This window comes from Calothrix sp. NIES-2098 (assembly GCF_963875125.1).
GTDB lineage: Bacteria > Cyanobacteriota > Cyanobacteriia > Cyanobacteriales > Nostocaceae > Aulosira.
In genome coordinates this window covers 3117058-3134408 of record NZ_CAWNKJ010000001.1, presented here as the reverse complement: position 1 = coordinate 3134408, position 17351 = coordinate 3117058, and the positions used below count along the sequence as shown (strand labels likewise).

At 42.1% G+C, this 17351-nt stretch carries 13 protein-coding genes; 9 read left to right on the top strand and 4 right to left on the bottom strand.

Annotated features, from left to right (window positions below; all coding sequences use genetic code 11):
- Window positions 1–27: 27 nt before the first annotated feature.
- The 6 genes from AACU33_RS13155 (at window position 28) to AACU33_RS13130 (ending at window position 8476) form a co-directional block, all read left to right on the top strand.
- A complete protein-coding gene (locus AACU33_RS13155) occupies window positions 28–3399 on the top strand; it encodes a PfaB family protein (RefSeq protein WP_096589051.1) in 3372 nt (1123 codons plus the stop codon).
- 293 nt (window positions 3400–3692) lie between these two features.
- Window positions 3693–5363 carry a PfaD family polyunsaturated fatty acid/polyketide biosynthesis protein gene (locus AACU33_RS13150; RefSeq protein ID WP_096589049.1) on the top strand — a complete coding sequence of 557 codons (1671 nt, stop codon included), beginning with the start codon at window positions 3693–3695 and terminating at the stop codon, window positions 5361–5363.
- Window positions 5364–5367: 4 nt separating this feature from the next.
- Complete coding sequence (locus AACU33_RS13145) at window positions 5368–6876, top strand: thioester reductase domain-containing protein (RefSeq protein ID WP_096589047.1); 1509 nt, start codon at window positions 5368–5370, stop codon at window positions 6874–6876.
- Window positions 6877–7100: 224 nt separating this feature from the next.
- Window positions 7101–7367, top strand: a complete 267-nt coding sequence (locus AACU33_RS13140) for a type II toxin-antitoxin system ParD family antitoxin (RefSeq protein ID WP_096589046.1) — start codon at window positions 7101–7103, stop codon at window positions 7365–7367.
- Window positions 7364–7663 carry a type II toxin-antitoxin system RelE/ParE family toxin gene (locus AACU33_RS13135; protein ID WP_096589044.1) on the top strand — a complete coding sequence of 100 codons (300 nt, stop codon included), beginning with the start codon at window positions 7364–7366 and terminating at the stop codon, window positions 7661–7663. The genes AACU33_RS13140 and AACU33_RS13135 overlap by 4 nt, the downstream gene beginning before the upstream one ends.
- A gap of 24 nt (window positions 7664–7687) precedes the next feature.
- On the top strand, window positions 7688–8476 hold the full coding sequence (locus tag AACU33_RS13130; protein ID WP_096589042.1) for a hypothetical protein: 789 nt from the start codon (window positions 7688–7690) through the stop codon (window positions 8474–8476).
- On the opposite strand, the gene hetI is transcribed toward AACU33_RS13130, so the two are convergent.
- Together hetI and AACU33_RS13120 are read right to left on the bottom strand one after the other, a co-directional pair.
- The gene (hetI, locus tag AACU33_RS13125; protein WP_096589040.1) at window positions 8473–9192 is read right to left on the bottom strand and encodes a 4'-phosphopantetheinyl transferase HetI; all 720 of its coding nucleotides are present in this window, start codon (window positions 9190–9192) and stop codon (window positions 8473–8475) included. The genes AACU33_RS13130 and hetI overlap by 4 nt on opposite strands.
- A 45-nt stretch (window positions 9193–9237) precedes the next feature.
- Window positions 9238–10302 carry a YheT family hydrolase gene (locus tag AACU33_RS13120; protein ID WP_096589038.1) on the bottom strand — a complete coding sequence of 355 codons (1065 nt, stop codon included), beginning with the start codon at window positions 10300–10302 and terminating at the stop codon, window positions 9238–9240.
- Between the two features lie 153 nt (window positions 10303–10455).
- Here AACU33_RS13120 and AACU33_RS13115 point away from each other — a divergent pair, with 153 nt between their 5' ends.
- The gene (locus tag AACU33_RS13115) at window positions 10456–11199 is read left to right on the top strand and encodes a response regulator transcription factor (protein WP_096589036.1); all 744 of its coding nucleotides are present in this window, start codon (window positions 10456–10458) and stop codon (window positions 11197–11199) included.
- Between the two features lie 357 nt (window positions 11200–11556).
- Here AACU33_RS13115 and AACU33_RS13110 read toward each other — a convergent pair whose 3' ends face one another.
- Window positions 11557–12786, bottom strand: coding sequence for a bifunctional sterol desaturase/short chain dehydrogenase (locus AACU33_RS13110; protein WP_096595243.1), 1230 nt, complete (start codon window positions 12784–12786; stop codon window positions 11557–11559).
- Window positions 12787–13326: 540 nt separating this feature from the next.
- On the opposite strand from AACU33_RS13110, the gene ftsH reads away from it, so the two are divergent.
- Together ftsH and AACU33_RS13100 are read left to right on the top strand one after the other, a co-directional pair.
- The gene (gene ftsH, locus AACU33_RS13105) at window positions 13327–15240 is read left to right on the top strand and encodes an ATP-dependent zinc metalloprotease FtsH (RefSeq protein WP_096589033.1); all 1914 of its coding nucleotides are present in this window, start codon (window positions 13327–13329) and stop codon (window positions 15238–15240) included.
- 86 nt (window positions 15241–15326) lie between these two features.
- The gene (locus AACU33_RS13100) at window positions 15327–16202 is read left to right on the top strand and encodes a hypothetical protein (RefSeq protein WP_096589031.1); all 876 of its coding nucleotides are present in this window, start codon (window positions 15327–15329) and stop codon (window positions 16200–16202) included.
- Window positions 16203–16288: 86 nt separating this feature from the next.
- Here the strand turns inward: AACU33_RS13100 and AACU33_RS13095 are convergent, their stop codons facing one another.
- Window positions 16289–17302, bottom strand: a complete 1014-nt coding sequence (locus tag AACU33_RS13095) for a zinc-dependent alcohol dehydrogenase family protein (RefSeq protein ID WP_096589029.1) — start codon at window positions 17300–17302, stop codon at window positions 16289–16291.
- Window positions 17303–17351 lie beyond the last annotated feature (49 nt).

Genomic DNA, 17351 nt, shown 5'->3' with positions numbered 1-17351 from the left:
TTCTTTGTTATCTACTGTAAATAAACAATGTTTGAACAAGAAATACAATCAGGCAAAATTGCCATTGTGGGCATGGATGCCTTTTTTGGTGAATGTCAAGATTTAGATGCTTTTGAACGTAGTATTTATGACGGCAAACAGCATTTTGTTCCCCTACCTGCTCAAAGATGGTATGGCATCGACGAGAAAGCAGATTTACTCAAAGAATACGGATTACCTGATGGTAAAGCACCAGTAGGCGGATATATCCAAGATTTTGCTATCGATACTTTAGCTTACAAAATCCCTCCCAACGAAGTAGAACAACTCAATCCCCAACAACTGTTACTGTTAACAGTCGCAGATGGTGCGTTAAAAGATGCAGGGATTCAAGAAGGGGCAAATGTTGCTGTTGTGATTGCAGCTGAAGCAGATTTGTCTGTACATCAACTGCAACAACGTTGGAATTTATCGTGGCAAATTAAAGATGGTTTAAATGCTGCGGAAATTGCTTTACCACCAGATAAAATTGCTCAGTTAGAAACAATAGTCAAAGATAGCGTTCACCATCAAGTAGAGATTGGTGAATACCTGAGTTACATCGCCAATATTATGGCGAGTCGGATTTCTTCCCTGTGGAATTTTACTGGCCCATCCTTTACGATGACGGCGGTAGAAACCTCTGCTTTCAAAGCTTTGGAAGTAGCACAAATGCTACTGATAAATGAGGAAGTAGACGCAGTTGTGGTTGGTGCTGTAGATTTGGCTGGCGGGATTGAAAATGTCTTACTACGTAGCCAATGGGGAACGGTAAATACTGGTGCTAACACCTTAAGCTACGACCAAAATGCTAACGGTTGGACAGTGGGCGAAGGTGCAGGTGCAGTAGTTCTCAAGCGTTATGATACAGCGAAACAAAATGGCGATCGCATTTATGCGGTGATTGATGCTGTTAGTATCGGTCAAGCTGTTTCTACTGCTGTAGATGGGGAGACGATTAACCAAGTCTGTCAATCGGCTTTCCAAATGGCGGGAATTCAGCCGTCAGAGGTTAACTATGTAGAAGTGGTTGCTAGTGGTTTCCCCGAGGAAGATGAGGCGGAAATTGCCGGGATGCTGCAAGCTTATCCCTCTGTAGGTGATGGTCTACATTGTGCTATTGGGAGTGTAAAGGCCAATATTGGACACACCTATGTAGCATCGGGAATTGCTAGCTTAATCAAAACAGCTTTGTGTCTCTATCACAACTATATTCCGGCTACTCCCAACTGGTCTGGTGTGAAAACGCCCCAGGTTTGGCAAGGTAGTCCTTTCTTTGTAGCGACGGAATCTAGACCTTGGTTCCTCCATAAAGATAGTACCCATAGAATCGCGGCGATTAATGGTATCGGTTGTGATGGGACTTGCGCCCATGTCATCTTGTCGGATGAACCAGACCAAGTAAATCACAGTAGTAGGTATCTCCAACAACGGCCTTTTTACCTGTTCCCCATAGCAGCTGATGACCGTTCAGCTTTATTCAATCTCTTAGATAATTTGCAACAAGAGATTGAGAAATCAGATTCTCTATCTCATACAGCTAGCCAAAACTTCGTTAAGTTCCAGCAGCATCAAACAGCAAAATACACTCTAGCTATTACCGGACGCAACAAAAAGGAATTACTCAAAGAAATCGCCTCAGCCCACAAAGGGATAAATACTGCCTTTGACAAGGGTAGTGATTGGCAAACACCCATAGGTAGTTATTTCACCTCTAAACCTTTGGGTAAAGAGGGTGAGGTGGCCTATGTGTATCCAGCGGCGGTAAATTCCTATGTCGGTATTGGTCGGACTCTCTTCCGCCTCTTCCCCGATTTGCAAGCTGAACCCTTCGTTAAGAGTCTGTATAAACGAGTCTCGGATGTTGAGAAACTCGTATTCCCCAGAAGCTTGCATAAGTTGTCTACCAGAGAACTAGAAACCCTAGAGAAGAAGTTGCTAGATGATTCCCTAGCAATGTTTGAAGCGGAAATGTTCTTTACTAGACTAATTACTACCGTGATTCGCGATCGCTTTCAAGTCAAACCGAAATATGTGTTTGGCTATAGCCTGGGCGAAACCAGCATGATGGTATCCCAAGGCGTTTGGAGTGATTTCTTTGCTGGTAGTAACAGCTTTAACTCCTCAGCTTTATTTGGCGACAGGTTATCAGGGCCAAAAAATGCGGTGCGGGAATATTGGGGATTACCACCAGCCACCGACGCTTCAGATAATAACTTCTGGGCTAACTATGTACTCATGACTACCCCAGATAAAGTTAGAGAATGTCTGAAAAATGAGAGTCGCGTATATTTGACGCAAATTAATACACCAGAGGAAGTATTAATTGCCGGTGAACCAACAGTTTGTCAGCGCGTTATCAAAGCCCTTGGTTGCAACGCTTTCCCTGCACCCTTCGACCATGTCATCCATTGTGAAGCCATGCGATCGGAGTACGCAGAATTAGTTAAACTCAATACATTACCAACTCAGGATATACCCGGAATCACCTTCTATTCTGCTGCTGGCTATAAACCCATCTCCCTGAACAATGAAGTAGTAGCCCACAGTATCGCCACTGGACTTAGTCAACAACTAGATTTTCCGCGCTTAGTGAACCGCGTTTACGCCGATGGAGTTAAAATCTTTGTCGAAGCTGGTGCTGGCGGTGTTTGTTCTCGCTGGGTAAGCAAAATTCTCGAAGGAAAAGAACATATCACCGTCTCCCTCAATCGTCGAGGTATGGATGACCATACTACGATAGTCAAAGCCCTAGCTAAATTACTCAGTCATCAAGTTGAGTTAGATATTTCATCTCTTTACGACCTCACCCAAGAAAATGGGAAGAAAAATAAATTAACTCAACGAAATATTACCTTGGGTGGTAAGTCAATTACGGCTACAATCTTAAGCGAAGAAAATCGCCAAATTTTCCAAAATTTAACTAGCAAAACCCCAACCAACACCGCCCCAGTTGATTATCAAAGAGTCAATCCAGTATTCAATTCACTGAATACGCCAGTGGTAATTGCTACCAATAATCAACCCGTTGATGATATTTTCCTGCCCACAAATCAGCCAGCAGAAATCGCAGAGAAAAATATCATGGAACACGGTTTAGTCTCAACGGAAGAATTACAATCCTTTGAGATAACTACCACTCTCCAAAAACCAACACAACCCAGCTTTACCCCATCAAATATAACTCGTAAACCCGGCCAAACTATCCGTATGCTCGATTTAAATAAGACTCAATATCAAAAGCTCAATGCTAACAATGCTAACTTGACTAAATCTCATACAGCTTTCTTAAAATCTCGACAAGATTTTAGTCAGCAAATGAGCGAAATCATTCAATTGCAATTAGCTTGCGCGCAAAACTTACTGAAGGAAGAATCTTAATTAGGGATTAGGGACTGGGGACTGGGTACTGGGAAGTCAGAATAAAGATTTGTACTCAGCACCTCAGTCTACTCAAAGTAATACCAATTTTGCAACTCTATCATTTCTCTACTCTCTGCGTTCTCTGCGTCCTCTGCGGTTCGACCTAAAAAAACTTCTGCACTCCACTAATATTTAACGAACTTTACAAAACACAGTAACGCCCAAGATAGAAAAAATTGGTATTACCTCTTTTTCACACTTTACCCTTCATCCTTTAGAAACCTTTGCTTATAAATCGAGGGATAACTAGCGTGACTACTGTAGATGCGCCACTAAGTCAACACGAAAATGGACTAGGATTTACCTGCTATTCCTATGGACAAAACCTCATTTGGAAAGGTTCCCCAGATTGTATTTCTTTTGATCAACCAGGAATAGTAGTTAAATTTCTCAACTTAGATCAACCCTGTTATATTGTGAATGCCGGCGGCAGAATTGGTGTTACCAATGTGGGATATTTATGCCCGCTAGATGGGACTGTAACTGCACCAATAGAACTTTTAGCATCCATTCCCCCAGTTAAAATTCAACAACTAGGTGACCCCTCTTTTCTCTCCTTTTATGGAGTGAAATATGCCTATGCAACTGGGGCAATGGCTGGCGCTATTGCTTCCGAAGAAATGGTGATTGCCCTGGGGAAAGAGAAAATTTTAAGTTCCTTTGGTGCTGGTGGTTTAAGCCCAGAAAATTTGGAAGCTGCTATCAACAAAATTCAACAAGCCTTACCCCAAGGCCCCTATGCTTTTAATTTAATTCACAGCCCTAATGAACCAACAATTGAACGCCGTGCTGTGGATTTATTCCTTAAATATGGCGTGAGAGTAGTTGAAGCATCAGCATTTTTGGACTTAACTCCCAACATTGTTTATTATCGGGCTGCGGGATTAAGTTTAAATGCGGCTAATCAAATTGAAATCAAAAATAAAGTCATTGCTAAAATTTCTCGTAGAGAAGTAGCTAGCAAATTCCTGCAACCAGCACCAGCTAAAATCCTCAAGGAACTTGTACAACAAGGGTTAATCACCGAGTTACAAGCAACCCTAGCAGCGCAAGTTCCAATGGCGGATGATATTACTGTGGAAGCTGATTCTGGCGGACATACAGATAATCGTCCTCTGGTTTGTCTGTTACCTTCGATCATGGCTTTGAGAGATGAAATTCAAGCACAATATCATTACTCTCAACCTATTCGCATCGGGGTAGCGGGGGGAATTGCCACACCACAATCAGCTTTAGCTGCTTTTATGATGGGTGCAGCTTATGTAGTCACAGGTTCGATTAATCAAGCTTGTGTAGAATCTGGCGCTTGTGAACATACTAAAAAGTTACTCGCCCAAGCAGAAATGGCTGATGTCATGATGGCTCCAGCTGCTGATATGTTTGAAATGGGAGTCAAATTACAAGTTCTCAAACGCGGCACAATGTTCCCGATGCGGGCGCAAAAATTGTATGAGTTATACCGCGCTTATGACTCCATTGAAGAAATTCCGCTTGCTGAAAGAGAGAAATTAGAAAAACAAGTTTTCCGCAAAACGATTGCCGAAGTTTGGGAAGGAACTGCGGCTTATTTATCCCAAAAAAATCCGGAAAAATTGGGCAAGGCAGTTAATAATCCTAAATTAAAAATGGCATTAATTTTCCGGTGGTATTTAGGATTATCTTCCCGTTGGTCTAGTTCTGGCGAAAAAGGACGAGAAGTTGATTATCAAATTTGGTGCGGCCCGGCAATGGGTAGCTTCAACGACTGGGTACGCGGTACTTATTTAGCTGAACCACAAAACCGCAAAGTTGTTGATGTTGCTAACCATATTATGACCGGAGCAGCATTTTTATATCGCATCCAAAGTTTGAGATTTCAAGGCTTACAAATTCCCGATTATTACAGTCAGTATCGCCCAGCTAGTTCTACATTGGAGATGTAAAAAAATGAATTCAAAACATTCTTATAGTGCCGCAGATATTCAAGCCTGGCTGGTTGCTAATCTGGCTGAGTTACTAGGGGTAGAAACTGACGAGATAGATGTCAACGAACATTTAGAAAACTACGGTTTGGATTCCGCCCAAGCAATGATTCTCGTCAGCAAATTGGAGAAAATGCTGGGCTTCCAACCTTCACCGTTGCTGTTGTGGCATTATCCCAATATTGCTGCTCTTTCTCAGCGTTTAGCAGAAGATTTACCCGAAGATGCAGTTATTCAAGATACAAATACTGCCCCTGCTAATGCTCCTATCCCGACTTTAGATTTAAACGCCGAGGTAGTTCTTGACCCCACCATTCGCCCTGATGCTTTACCACCAATTACGATTACTGAACCAAAAAACATCTTTTTAACTGGTGGTACAGGTTATTTAGGCGCATTTATTATTCGGGAATTGTTGCAGCAAACTAATGCCAATATATACTGCTTAGTGCGGGCTGCTAACGCTCAAGAAGGTCAGAGCAAATTAGCAAAAAATCTCGAATCTTACGCAATTTGGGATGAAAAATATAAGTCGAGAATTATCCCAGTTGTGGGCGATTTAGCTCTGCCATTATTGGGTATGGGCGCAGAACAATTCCAAATTTTAGCGGCTAATCTTGACACCATTTATCATAGCGGTGCTTTGCTGAATTATGTTTTCCCCTATTCAGCATTGAAAGCAGCCAATGTGTTAGGAACTCAAGAAGTATTGAGATTAGCTAGCCAAATCAAACTCAAGCCTGTACATTACGTTTCTAGCGTGGCGGTATTTGAATCACCTGCTTATGCTGGCAAGGTAGTAAAAGAGCAAGATGACTTCGCACATTGGGAAGGAATTTTCCTTGGTTATTCCCAAACAAAATGGGTAGCTGAGAAGTTAGTGAAAATTGCCCGTGACAGAGGTTTACCTGTAACTATCCACAGACCACCATTAATTTCTGGAGATAGCCAAACTGGTATTTGTAACACCCATGACTTTATCAACTTGATGGTCAAAGGCTGTCTGCAAATGGGATATTTCCCAGATGTGGAATATATGATGGATATGTCTCCTGTAGATTATGTCAGCAAGGCGATCGTTTATCTCTCAATGCAGCCTTCATCTATAGGTAAAGCATTCCACTTACAACATCCCCAACCAGCGCCTTTAAGCACCTTAATTAAGTGGGTACAATCCTTTGGTTATCCAGTGAAGGCGATTCCTTACGACCAATGGCAAGAAGAGTTAATTAATAATGTCTCTTCTGTAGATAATCCTTTGTACACACTGCGCCCATTTTTGTTAGAACGCTGGTCTGATGAACAATTAACAATTCCCGATTTGTATTTGCAAGCAAGAAGACCTCATATTAGCTGCGAAGAAACTCTCAAAGCATTAGAAGGTAGTTCTATTGTTTGTCCACCCATCAGTTCGGAAATGTTTATGACCTATACTGCTTATTTGATTCAGACTGGTTTTCTGAATGTTGCTTAGATGTTAATAGCCAACACCCTCAAGGGTGTGGCTATACGAACAAAACCTGCCAGTCTGCCTTCGTTGGCTCAGATTTTTGATACTTTTGAATCAAGCTAGAAATTAGATGTAGAGACGTAAACTTTTACGTCTCTACAAGAGTGTTTAGCATACACAATTTGAAGATTTACCTAGAAAATTGCTAAACTAATGCATAGCTGATAGTAAATACGCACGCTAGGAAAATGAGTATATCACTGAATCCAACTCACGAGCAATTTGTTCTATCTAAAATTGCAAGTGGAAAATATACAAATGTAGATGAAGTAATTACTGCTGCATTTCAATTGTTGGAAGAACAGGAACAAGAATATGCTCTTTGGCTAAAGGATACTAAGAAGAAAGTAGAAGTCGGTTTAGGAGAAGTTGAACGAGGTGAAGTTCTAGATACAGAAATTGTTATTAATCAACTCAAAGATAAACTACGCCAAAAACGTGAGGCTCAAACATGAGCCGTTCTATCATATCTAAAACTGCCAGCAAGGACTTGACTGAGATTGTCGATTACTTTGCAAATATTAATGTTGAAGCAGGGGAACGCTTTATCCAAGAGTTTGAGAAAAAATGTAAAAATATTGCAAATTTTCCTAATATGGGGCGTAGTTATGAAGAGGTCTCTCCCTTTTTACGAGGAATTCCTATTGATGGACATATTATTTTGTACAAAGTAATTGATGATACAGTTACAATTATCCGCGTCGTTAGTGGAAGGCGAGATTTAAAGTCATTATTTTCAGATTCTGAATGAGAAGATAATTTATCTAACTATCCCATGCAGCAGTCAACTCAAGGCGATAACCGTGATTTTCTCCGTCAGCTTTTAACTCTAGTTGCAATTATCGGCGCTTTCGTTGTTAATGTAATATCAAACATTTTTCCCCTCAATGGGCTGAGTATTGGGCAAATTTCCAATACTTTGTTTAAAAATGTCTCGATCGTGCCTGCTAACTATGCATTCGCTATTTGGGGATTAATTTACCTCGGTTTGTTTGCTTTTGGAATTTACCAATTTCTCCCCAACCAGAAAGATGATGCAGATTTACGCAATACGGGATATTTATTAGTAATTGCCTCTATTGCTCAAAGTATCTGGGTATACCTCTTTCTCTCTCGCCTGTTTGTCCTGTCTGTTGTAGCAATGCTGTTGATTTTGATACCGCTAATTGGTGTTTATTTGCGGTTAGATATTGGCAATAAGCCTGTAACTCGAAATAAAAAGTGGTGTATACACGCGCCTATCAGCATTTATCTGAGTTGGATTAGCGTTGCAACTATTGTAAATGTTGCCTGTGCTTTATATTTTGAGGGTTGGAATGGATGGGGCATTTCTCCTGAAGCATGGACTGTAATTATGTTGGCGATCGCAGCTGCAATTGCTGCTATTATTGTCATCCAGCGCCGAGATATTGCTTACCCAGGAGTAGCAGTGTGGGCAATTTTGGCGATCGCTATCAAGCACTGGAACAATCCTATACTGAGAAATACGGCTTTAGCTTTGGTAATTGCCCTGGTCTTAATTGCCATCTTTAAAAGTTCACGTACCCAGCAAGAACATATTTAATATTGCCAGCACTTCAAATCCCAACCAAAACCGCCTACAGCAACAGCAGCAGCATAATTCTCAGCAGGTTCTAGTTCGAGTAGACTCCAGTCTTTCAATGTCTGCAATTTCGCTGGTTGTGAAGGAGTTAGAGAAATTTCAATTTTCTCTAACTGTGCTATTCCTTCACCTGTGGCTTTTAAATAAGCTTCCTTGCAAGTCCAATAGCGAAAAAATACTTCTGGTCTTTGTTCAACAGGTAGCGATCGCACTACATCATATTCTCTTGGTAAAAAGAACCTTTGAGCAAGAGATTCTAAATCAGACATCGGGCGGATGTATTCTAGGTCTATACCAATTTGGCGATTTTTACTGACTGCACACAAAGCTAAATCTTGAGAGTGAGATAAATTAAAGGCTAATCCACTGTCAGCAAATTTATGGGCTAAAAATGGTTTACCACGGGATTCGTAATCAAACTGCACCTCTTGGGGCGCAACACCCAAGTAACGCCCTAATATTGCCCTGAGACTACCACGACCAGCAATAAAACGTTGGCGATGCTCTTGAAAATAGAATCTTTGTGCGCGCGCAGATTCATCTTCAGAGAGAGTTGCTGCCAAGTTTTCTAACGTTGATTCTGGTTGGTCGAGGTTTATGCGCCAAATATGGACATCATTCGGCAACAAAGTCAAATTTGTCGGCGCAGGGAGCCATAAATACTTAGGAGAACTCATCAAGTTAGAACATTAGCACAGTGGTAAATGAAGCCATTTTACTCCCTATTGCTCTGTTCGCTTTTGCTCCAGCCACTGCAAAACCCGATTCCATGCCCACCAAGGATCTGGATCTCGTGCTTGGCGCTGACCCTCTTTACTATTTAAATAGCCAATATGTCCACCGTAACGGGTGAGTAGCAAATCTATCATAGAATTACTAGCGCTAGCAGCTTTTAATTCCGGGATGATGTCTGGGTGAAAAAATGGGTCATCAGCTGCATACACAATCAATGTAGGCTTTGCAAGATGGGGTAGTAATGGTAAAGCACTGCTGGCTTGGTAATAAGCTTCCACGGAAGGAAAACCCAATCTCTCAATTACCAGTTCCTTGTCAAAATTCCAAATACTGTTTGCTCGTTTAATCGCTTCAGGGTCAAGGCTACCGGGATGAGCATCATGTATCCGCCACGCCAGTTCTTTTAAATTCCGCGTTATCCCTGCCTCGAAATATTTGCCAAAGGGATCTTTAACTAAATAAGATAGCGATCGCACAGAATCCAAATTGGGACAAATCACTGCCCCCCCGCCAATGTCGCTAACTTGGATTCCTAAATCCTCATCACCCTTAGTTAACTCTACAGCAGCTTTTAGCCCCCACAGCGCCAATTGTCCCCCCAAGGAAAACCCCACAAACCAAAATTTCTTTGGACAGCCCATTGATGCTGCTGCTGCTGCAAGGCGGACAAAATCTTCTCCTTCATACAAGCCATCGGATGTCAAAGTCGGCGATAACTCTGCTGTTTTGCCGTGGGCACGCCAATCAAATAACACCACAGCATACCCTTGAGCATAAGCCTTACGTCCGAAGAGTCTCAAATTCCATTCTTTACCCAACTCTCCGGTAATACCATAGGTGGCAATAATTGTACCGCGAGCCTTTTCTGGTATCGCCACCCAACAAAAAATTGGCACGCCTTGCCCACCAATCAATACTGTTTTATGATAATGCGGTTCTGGATGTTGAATTGTACTTTCCCAATAACGGCTGCCCCACAAAGCGGTGTATACAGTCATTGCTACACCATTTTGTAATAAACGAGCCGGATTGTAGGGGGTGTAACACATCATATAAAGAATTTCGTGTACTCTAAGAAAGATTTCTCAATGCTGTTATCTTAAGGTTTATGTTAGATTTAAAATCTTTTTTATAATCAAGACAGCAATCTTTGTATCTACCAAAGGTTCTTATCTATCCTTAATAAGTAGTAATAATTTTTTAGAATGCCGAGGATTCTTGTCATAGACGATGACCCAGCAATTTCAGAACTCGTTGCCGTCAACTTGGAAATGGCTGGCTACGATGTTAGTCAAGCAGAAGACGGGATCAAAGGTCAGGCGCTAGCTCTCCAGCTACAACCAGACTTGATCATGCTCGATTTGATGTTGCCAAGAGTCGATGGATTTACCGTTTGTCAACGCTTGCGTCGGGATGAGCGCACAGCTGAGATTCCCGTGTTAATGTTGACGGCTTTAAGCCAAACACAAGATAAAGTGGAAGGTTTTAATGCCGGGGCAGACGACTATCTGACCAAACCCTTTGAAGTTGAAGAAATGCTGGCACGAGTGCGGGCTCTATTGCGACGCACTGACCGTATTCCTCAAGCAGCAAAGCACAGTGAGATTCTTAACTATGGGCCTCTGACCCTCGTTCCTGAAAGATTTGAGGCAATTTGGTTCCATGAAACAGTGAAACTGACGCACTTGGAATTTGAGTTACTTCATTGCTTACTCCAACGCCACGGACAGACAGTTTCTCCTAGCGAAATCCTGCGGGAAGTTTGGGGCTATGACCCAGATGATGACATTGAAACGATTCGAGTACATATTCGCCACCTGAGAACTAAACTCGAACCAGATCCCCGCCATCCCCGCTATATCAAGACAGTTTACGGTGCTGGTTATTGTCTAGAATTACCTAGCCTACCTCCATCCGCTGAAGGCGCTTCAACATCAGTTGTTGAGTGAAATCAGAGTAAATTACCTTACCTGAGCCATAAATTGGCACTCTGTTCTGTCAAACTTAGCGAGTGCCAATAGGATGCTGTGTCTAAAATTGGTGAATCAATTAGCAAATACTGCTTGTAGTTAAGCTCTTCATTTGCTCAAACCCGACAATAACTCATAGTCAGTATTTCAGCCTTTTAAGGCACTGAGATCCGTTGATAACTTGTGTAGTTGATTGAAAAAAGGCAGAGGGCACAGGGCAGAAGGAGTCCTAGTGAATGTGCTATGCGTGAAAAAGGACAAGGGAGATAAGGAATCACAGACGAGAGCTTTTTCCCTCTGCCCCCTGCTCCCTGCCCCTCTGCTTCTTCCCATGCCCTATTTCTTACTAAAAATTCGATAGTAAAGCCAGGTGCTAGTTTCTTTGATAGGAAAAAGCAGGTATGTCAAAGGATTGATTGTCACAATAATATTGCGAAAATCTCGCTGTGCGAAAAACAGAATGGCACGAGCTACTTGCTGTGCTGACATAACACCGTAAGGATTCAGTTGGCTCTTAAAAGGCCCCAGGATTAGCTTGCGAATTATACAATCCCCATTTAAGCGCTTGAGCGTCACAATATCCCCCAAGGCGCGTTTGCTCAGCTCATAAAGGGGACTTAATGCTGGAGATACCTCAGCTTCAGATGTATTAACCCAGATTTCTTTAGTTGCTTTTGATTGAGGCCCTGTCACAGTTGTTAAAAATATATCCATCAATCGCAACGTCGAAAAAGTATTGACTTCATAAGAAGAATTAATGGACTCTGGTGTGCGGCTACCATAGACATTAATTCCGTGATTGAGAATCAAAATATCAACTTTCTCTAAACTATTTTTCAAATCTGCTTCATTACCTAATTCCCACGAAACTATCGCTACTTTATCTTGTGCCTGTAATTTTTCTGGGTGAGTAGTTAATGCGACTACCTTAGCATTATGCTTGAGCAGTTCACCTGCTAATGCTTGCCCTAAAGCACCAGAAGCACCAGTTAAAGCTACGGTTTTACCCTTGAGGGAAAGTCCTGTGCCCAATATGGTATCCACTAAGGGAAATACACCGCTATAGTAGGCGTTGACATCATCAAAATGATGTCGCCAGTGATAAGACCGATTCACCCACCAAACCGAGGGAATCGTTTCTAATGGGCCGGGGAGATGAGTATAATCTGTGTCGATTTTCCCTAAAAAATATCGTCGGGACGCACCATATAAGAAGGTACAAGCATAGGCTACTCCCAGCCACAAGCCCATTTGGTTGAGTAACAAAGCAACTATTGTCAAGATTGTCACCAGGATACTCGACTCAATAATATCGTTGTACAACTGGGACTCTTGATAAATTTTCAAGGAAACTACCGATAAATCGCGGCGATAGGCCTGGTGGTGCTTGTTGTGCCATTTTCCCAGCCAACTAAACTGGTGACACAACGCATGATAGCTATCTCTCACTACCTCAGCCAGCAATAGCGAGAATAATCCCCAAGTAGCAAACTGTAAGCAGGTATTTACTAAATCCCAATTAATCTGTAATTTTTCCTCAATTCCAGCCAAGTTAATAGCTAACATATTCATCGTGATTTTGCTGTACTCGTTTTTTGTAACCATTCTTCATAATCTAATAAGAATGCTTTCAGGTCGAGTTCTAAAGCACACGAAACTTAAACTGTATCAGCTTAACTCACAATAAAAATACTGGCTAAACTTGATGCTCTGACAGAATAGAGCTGATAACGCAATGATGCAAACTCTCACTGAAGGCGATCGCCTTGATAAGATGATTGAACACCATTGGGTCATTCTTTGAACCTATTTTATTACTGTATGAGGCACGATCGGATAATCTCTTCGCGCGATCGCACTGTTGGCCGGGAATTACTGCTTATGAGATATCTGCGATATGGGCGTTCATCCGGCGCACAAATTCTACACCTTTAATTACCGATTCTAGATCCTCGCCTTCAGCAAAATATGGAAAGGGCTTGAAAGCCTGTAACAATAAAATGAGGAAGGTCGCAGAGGTAGTTGGTTGCTCAAGCTATGCTTCTATGGCAAGGACTATAGTTAAGATGCGATCGCAGCTGAATTAGCCAAGTTTGGAGAATCACTATGCCTGTGGAAAAAGATGGCAAACCCAAGGCCCCAAATCCGCATCATTTTGGCGGTAGTTTGCTGATGCTCCTATTTTTCTGGCTGTTGCTGCACTTTTTTATTGCTCCGGGAATACGTCCCTCAAAAACTGAGGTTCTCTACAGCCAATTTCTCAAAGATGTCAAAGAAGGCAAAGTTAGTAAGGTTTTGGTGGGTGAAAACCAGATTGAGTATACCCAAAAGGCAGAGCAGCCACAAAATCAGCAATCTCGGCCAAAATTGTATGTCACCACACCCATACCCAATGACCAGAACTTACCAAAGTTACTGGAAGATAAAAATGTGGAATTTGGAGCCAAACCACCCGATGGCGGTAGCATTTTAGCTACCATCCTCGGCTGGGTGATTCCACCATTGATTTTTATTGCTCTTTGGAGCTTTCTCTTAAACCGCGCTCAAGCTGGCGCTGGTGCAGCACTCACAGTTGGCAAAAGTCAAGCTCGCATTTATGCTGAAGGTGACACTGGGGTGACATTTGCTGATGTCGCTGGTATCGACGAAGCCAAAGAAGAACTAGAAGAAATTGTCGAGTTTCTCAAAAATTCTGCCAAATATACTCGCATTGGAGCCAAAATCCCCAAAGGCGTGTTGTTAATTGGCGCACCCGGAACAGGTAAAACTCTGTTGGCGAAGGCTGTAGCCGGAGAAGCAGGAGTACCATTTTTTAGTATCTCCGGCTCTGAGTTTATTGAGTTGTTTGTTGGTGTTGGTGCAGCACGAGTACGAGATTTATTTCAACAAGCCAAAAAACAAGCTCCTTGCATCGTCTTTATCGATGAATTAGATGCTTTAGGTAAATCTCGCGCTGGCGGCGGGCCGAATATGGGCGGGAATGATGAACGAGAGCAAACTCTCAACCAACTTTTGACGGAAATGGATGGATTTGAAGCCAATACTGGGGTGATTATCCTCGCTGCAACTAACCGTCCAGAGGTTTTAGATCCGGCTTTACGCCGCCCTGGTCGCTTTGACCGCCAAATAGCCGTAGACCGACCAGATAAACAGGGACGGGAAGCAATTCTCAAAGTCCATGTCAAAGGAGTCAACTTAGCAGCAGATGTAGATTTAGGAGCTATAGCCACCCGCACGCCGGGATTTGCAGGCGCAGATTTAGCTAATTTGGTGAATGAAGCTGCTTTACTTGCAGCCCGTCATAATCGGGAAGCCGTCAAGATGACTGATTTTAATGAAGCCATTGAACGAGTGATTGCGGGGTTGCAAAAAAAATCCCGCGTCCTCAACGAGATGGAGAAAAGAACCGTTGCTTATCACGAAGCAGGTCATGCTGTTGTAGCAGCCTTAATGCCTGGGGCTGGTAAAGTTGAGAAAATTTCGATTGTTCCCCGTGGTGTGGGAGCTTTGGGATATACTTTGCAGTTACCAGAAGAAGACCGCTTTTTAATGGCAGAAGATGAAATTCGCGGTCGAATTGCCACTTTACTTGCAGGACGTTCAGCTGAGGAGATTTTTATCGGTAAAATTTCTACTGGAGCTAGTGATGATATTCAAAAAGCCACAGATTTAGCCGAACGCATAGTCACTCTTTATGGGATGAGTCAAAAATTAGGGCCTGTAGCTTTAGAAAAAGTACAGCAGCAATTTCTCGATGGATTTTCTAATCCGCGTCGCGCTGTCAGTGAAAAAGTAGCGGAAACAATCGACCAAGAAGTGAAAGATATTATAGACGGGGCACATCATATCGCCTTACGCATTTTAGAGATAAATCGTTCTTTATTGGAAGAAATGACTCAAGACTTACTACGCACAGAAATTCTTGAAGGAGAACAACTAAGAAGTTATTTAGAGCAAGTTCAACCACCAGCAGAATTAGCAATTTGGTTGCGTACAGGTCAAATGCTGTCTGTAAATTAGCTAGATTTCTACTTATAAGTGGTATTCTTTACAAGCAGATTTTCTCATCGAGAATCGCTCGTTTGTTGTGAATTAATTTAAACAAAATGAAGCTGTTATTTACTGCACTTGCTATTACTTCCACTCTTTTCTTAACTCAAGGTTGCGCATCACAATTTAAATCTAGCGAACAATCAACCTCTGGTTCTGCTGTTGCTCAGGAACACCATCAAATGGACGGGGCTGCAAATAGTCACGAGCATCATAGCGGACAAGCAGAGTCAGAACCTACGGCTATTGCCAAGCTAACTGTAAAGGGAGCGATCGCGCCCAAAACTCCTGTACCATTAATAATTGATGTTCAAGACAAGAATGGGAAAGCGATCGCTAATTTTGATAAATTCCAAGAACAATTAATGCATCTCATTATTGTTAGCGATACTCTCGATAGCTTTAATCATATTCATCCTACCTACAAAGGTAATGGACGCTTTGAAGTCCAAAATAATTTTCCCCATCCTGGTAATTACACCCTTTTTATTGATTACAAACCAGCAGGAAAAGCCGAACAAGTTTCCTTATTAACAGCAAAAGTTCCAGGTGAAGCACCTAATACGCCCAAAATTGACTTTTCTACCAGTAATACTTTTGGTAATACTCAAGCTAATCTCAAATTTTCTCAACCTACGTTGAAAGCTGGGCAAGAAGTCCACGTTATTTTTAATTTACAAGATACTGCTACTAAGCAACCAATTAAAGATTTGCAGCCTTATTTAGGTGAAAGAGGACATTTAGTGATTATCAAACGCACATCGCCATTAACCAGAGCAGACTATATTCATGCTCATGCTATGAAAGATACGCCAGATGGAGAAGTTCATTTTATAACTAGTTTCCCAAAACCGGGAGACTATAAACTTTGGGGACAATTTAATCGTAATGGCCAAATTGTTACTGCTAATTTTTTGGTGAATGTGCAATAGCAATTAGGAGCTTCAGTTAGTAGGGTAGGCATTACCACCATATCCCGTTTTTGGTAAGTCATGCCTACTATTAATTACCTAGAAGTTCAATCAATTTCAATCGCTACTTTGCCAAAGTGCGCGCCACTTTTGAGATATCTGAATGCTGCTTGTGCTTGAGAAAATGGAAAAACTCTATCAATAACTGGCTGCAATTTATTCTCTTGAATGGCGTGATTCATCGCCTCAAACATCTTGCGACTGCCTACATAAATGCCTTGAAGAGTTATACTCTTGAAGAGTATTGGCATGGGGTCAATCGCATCTCCTCTGCCTGATAACACACCAATTAAGCTGACACGTCCGCCAATTCTGACTGCTTGCAAAGATTTCGCTAGCGTACCCGTACCGCCTACTTCTACTACATGATCTACACCTGTGCGATTAGTCAGTTCGTAGACTTTCTTTTCCCAATCTGGCGTTAATTTATAATTAATTGTTTCGTCTGCACCTAAATCTTGAGCTTTTGCCAATTTTTCATCGCTGCTAGAAGTGATAATTACTCTAGCACCGTATAACTTCGCAAATAATAGCGCAAAAGTAGATACTCCACCTGTACCGAGCAATAATACAGTGTTACCTTCAGTAATGTTACCTTTGCTCACGAGTGCGTGCCAAGCTGTGACGGCTGCACAGGGTAAAGTTGCACCTTGTACGTAGGATAGATGATCGGGCAAAATTACCAAGCCATCTTGGTGTAAAACAACATACTCAGCTAACATTCCATCGATAGCGCCGCCTAAATCAGACTTCATCGATTCTCTAGTTAAAGAGCCAGCAATCCAGTCTTGGAAGAAAGTACCAGCTACGCGATCGCCTACTTTTACTCGTGTCACGCCTTCCCCTACCGCCACCACTTCTCCCGCACCGTCAGACATGGGGATGAGGGGATATTTGACTCCCGAACCATAGGCTCCCTCTGCAACCAACAAATCGCGGTAATTTAGAGATGTAGCTCTCACTCGAATCAAAACTTGCCCACAATTAGGTTTAGGTTCGGGGCGATCGACTAATGTGAGTGCATCAATTCCCGTATTATTTGTAAGTTCGTAAGCCTTCATAAAATTTCTCCTAGGTGAAAATCACAAAACTTGTTGGCAATATCTATAA

What these genes read in the sequence shown, in the direction of transcription:
- AACU33_RS13130 (WP_096589042.1), top strand. Translation starts at nt 7,688, where the DNA reads ATGCAGCAGTCAACTCAAGGCGATAACCGTGATTTTCTCCGTCAGCTT.
- AACU33_RS13115 (WP_096589036.1), top strand. Translation starts at nt 10,456, where the DNA reads ATGCCGAGGATTCTTGTCATAGACGATGACCCAGCAATTTCAGAACTC.
- AACU33_RS13100 (WP_096589031.1), top strand. Translation starts at nt 15,327, where the DNA reads ATGAAGCTGTTATTTACTGCACTTGCTATTACTTCCACTCTTTTCTTA.
- AACU33_RS13135 (WP_096589044.1), top strand. Translation starts at nt 7,364, where the DNA reads ATGAGCCGTTCTATCATATCTAAAACTGCCAGCAAGGACTTGACTGAG.
- hetI (WP_096589040.1), bottom strand. Translation starts at nt 9,192, where the DNA reads ATGAGTTCTCCTAAGTATTTATGGCTCCCTGCGCCGACAAATTTGACT.
- AACU33_RS13120 (WP_096589038.1), bottom strand. Translation starts at nt 10,302, where the DNA reads ATGATGTGTTACACCCCCTACAATCCGGCTCGTTTATTACAAAATGGT.
- AACU33_RS13110 (WP_096595243.1), bottom strand. Translation starts at nt 12,786, where the DNA reads ATGTTAGCTATTAACTTGGCTGGAATTGAGGAAAAATTACAGATTAAT.
- ftsH (WP_096589033.1), top strand. Translation starts at nt 13,327, where the DNA reads ATGCCTGTGGAAAAAGATGGCAAACCCAAGGCCCCAAATCCGCATCAT.
- AACU33_RS13140 (WP_096589046.1), top strand. Translation starts at nt 7,101, where the DNA reads ATGAGTATATCACTGAATCCAACTCACGAGCAATTTGTTCTATCTAAA.
- AACU33_RS13155 (WP_096589051.1), top strand. Translation starts at nt 28, where the DNA reads ATGTTTGAACAAGAAATACAATCAGGCAAAATTGCCATTGTGGGCATG.
- AACU33_RS13095 (WP_096589029.1), bottom strand. Translation starts at nt 17,302, where the DNA reads ATGAAGGCTTACGAACTTACAAATAATACGGGAATTGATGCACTCACA.
- AACU33_RS13145 (WP_096589047.1), top strand. Translation starts at nt 5,368, where the DNA reads ATGAATTCAAAACATTCTTATAGTGCCGCAGATATTCAAGCCTGGCTG.